The organism is Acidovorax sp. (genome assembly GCF_022763525.1).
Classification (GTDB): Bacteria; Pseudomonadota; Gammaproteobacteria; order Burkholderiales; family Burkholderiaceae_C; genus Acidovorax.
The window spans coordinates 1-2592 of the sequence record NZ_JALEGG010000286.1; the positions used below are offsets into that span (position 1 = coordinate 1).

The following is a 2592-nucleotide window of genomic DNA, read 5'->3' on the forward strand; positions in this document are numbered from 1 at the left end:
CATGTGGATGACGGCGTGCTCCCCGCTCACGGCAAGGTTGTCGATCACGATATCGTTGTACGGGCGGCGGCCGAGCGTCGTGCGCTCTTTGGTCAGCTGCACTTCCTTGATGACAACCCCGTCGATTGAAACGATCATTCTCGGCATGATCTACTCCTGATGTGATAAGTCTTTGTTTTAATTGAAGGCAATCAAGTGGCGCCAAGCAGACGGGACATGAATCCCCGCTTTCGGCCACCACCGGAAGCTTGTACGAGCACCACGCTCACGTTATCACGGCCGCCATTGGCGTTGGCAGTGTCGATAAGCAAAGTGGCCTTTTCCTCAAGTGGCAGTGGCGTGCGCACCAGTTCTGCCAGATCCTCGTCCGCGACCATGTCCGTCAAGCCATCCGAGCACATCAGGAACAAATCATTGGGCGCCACCTGAAACTCGTTGACTTCCATCATCGCATTGGGCTCAACGCCCAGCGCACGGGTGACCAGATTGCGGTTCGGGGAGAGCGCGGCCTGCTGAGCCGTCAAAAGGCCGGCATCCACCTGCTCTTGAAGCCAAGAATGGTCTCGCGTGATCTGCTGCATCACGCCATCGCGAAACCGATAGCAGCGGGAGTCGCCAATGTGGCCCAGGATGAGCCGGGCGCCGTGAAAAACCCCCACCACCAGCGTCGTGCCCATTCCTGCATATTGCGGATTGGAAAGTGATGCGCCCAGGATGGCGTGATTGGCGTTCTCGACACAGATTTCAAGGGCTCGGCGAACGTCCGTCGACTGCGGCGTGGCGCCCGCTTGCGCAAGCCAACGGGCCATTTCCGTGCGGATGAACGTGGTGGCCATGCCGCTGGCAACTTCCCCCGCGTTGTAGCCGCCCATGCCGTCGGCCAGAATGGCGACCTGTGCGTCCCGGTCCACCGCCACGGCATCCTCGTTGTTGCTGCGCACGCGGCCTTTGTCGGTCCGCGCAAAAAAATCGTAGGTCATGGATGTGCTGGCGAGCGTCATCGGGCGCCTGAAATGGGCGAGGATGATGATGCGTCCCGGCCGCCGGGGGTTGCCATCACGGTTTTCTGGTGATCCGCCATTTCATGCCCTGTTGCATCGCGCCGTGCATCATAGACGAGTGCTTCAGCCTGCGGCGCAGGCATATGGGCAGCAGCGACACCTGCTTGTCGCAAGTCATCGGCGAACTGTCGGCCCGTCTGGTAGCGGGCTTCCGGGCGTTTCTGGAGCGCCCGGGTGACAATTACCGCCAGAGCCGGGGTAAGGTCCGGGCGCAGCTCCCGGATGTCCGGCGCCTGCACATTGGCAATTTTGTGCATGAGTTCCGTCATGGACTCGCCACGCAACGGCAGCGAGCCCGTCAGCAGCTGAAACAGCGTGACGCCCAGCGCATAAAGGTCTGCCCGCCCGTCCACCTTCTTGCCCGCCAGTTGCTCGGGCGACATGAAGCTGGGTGTGCCCAGAACCAGGCCCGTGCGCGTCTTGCTCGAGTCGGTGATTCGCGCAATGCCAAAGTCGGTCACCTTCACGGCGTCCGTGGCACTGTCGTACATGATGTTGGCAGGCTTGATGTCCCGGTGCACGACATTGTTCGCATGGGCGTAGTCCAGTGCCTCTGCCACACGCGCCGCGATGGAAACCACCACGGACACCGGCAAAAGGTGCCCCGGGCGGCAGGCTCCCGTGAGATCGGTCCCCTTCAGGAACTCCATGGCGATATAGGCCAGGTCGTGCTCCTCGCCCGCATCGAAGATCGCCACGATGTAGGGGTGTTGCAGGCGCCCGGCGGTTTCTGCTTCGCGGAAAAACCGGGCGCGGGCGTCTATCAGTGCCTCGCCTTCGAACTCGGTTCCGAGTGCCAATGTCTTGATGGCCACCACCCGCCCGATCTTGGGGTCCTTGCCCAGGTACACGACGCCCATGGCGCCTTTGCCGATCTCCTTGTCGATCCGGTAGCGCCCCAAGGCCGGCAGCCTCCCGGAAACGTCTCCCGGCAGGCGAGGCAAGGGCGGTTCGATCATGGGGGTGCTGGAAGGAACATCGTCCTTGAGCAAAATGGCCCGCACGCGCTGATACTTGGCATAAGCATCCTTGAATTGGCGATCGTGCTTCAGGATGAGCTTGTAGGTGGACTTGGCTTTGGCGAAATTGCGGATGCGCTCGAAATCCGCTGCCAGATGGTAGAGGTTATCCATCAATGCATCGCTCGGCGGCACCCTGCGCAACCGCTCCAGCGCCATGTCGAACTGGCCTTGGCCTTGAAGGGCCAGACCCATCATGCGGTCGGTTTCTGCCGTTTCCGTGGACGAGTCCGATGATTTCGGTGCGGTAGCGCTCAGCACGGCCAGCGCAAAAAGCCCGCCCAGCAGCGTCAATGCGCCGGGCAGCAGGGAAAACCATTGGCCGGCATATCGCAGAAGCCCCCACTCCACTCCGACGAGCAGAAGCACCAATCCCCCACCTGCCATCCACTTGGCCGGGCCAGGCCACCGCGGCAACACCAGGGCCACGCATAGCAGCGCCATGAGCACGACACCCCAGGCGGCGGCAGCCGCCCAGGGCGGCTGCACCACCACAAACCGCTGCCGAATGG

Annotated in this window: 3 protein-coding genes; all 3 read right to left on the minus strand. The window is 62.1% G+C overall.

The window, feature by feature from the left end; translation table 11 throughout:
* A partial coding sequence (locus tag MRY84_RS21790) for an FHA domain-containing protein (protein WP_291507771.1) occupies positions 1-147 on the minus strand: 147 nt, incomplete at its 3' end.
* Between the two features lie 44 nt (positions 148-191).
* The gene (locus MRY84_RS21795) at positions 192-1001 is read right to left on the minus strand and encodes a Stp1/IreP family PP2C-type Ser/Thr phosphatase (protein WP_291507769.1); all 810 of its coding nucleotides are present in this window, start codon (positions 999-1001) and stop codon (positions 192-194) included.
* On the minus strand, positions 998-2449 hold the full coding sequence (locus tag MRY84_RS21800; RefSeq protein ID WP_363317580.1) for a serine/threonine-protein kinase: 1452 nt from the start codon (positions 2447-2449) through the stop codon (positions 998-1000). Before MRY84_RS21800 ends, MRY84_RS21795 begins: the two co-directional genes overlap by 4 nt.
* Positions 2450-2592: the final 143 nt, after the last annotated feature.

Bases quoted from the DNA above. Each gene is read 5' to 3' on its own strand.
- MRY84_RS21795 (WP_291507769.1), bottom strand. From the start codon at position 1,001: ATGACGCTCGCCAGCACATCCATGACCTACGATTTTTTTGCGCGGACC.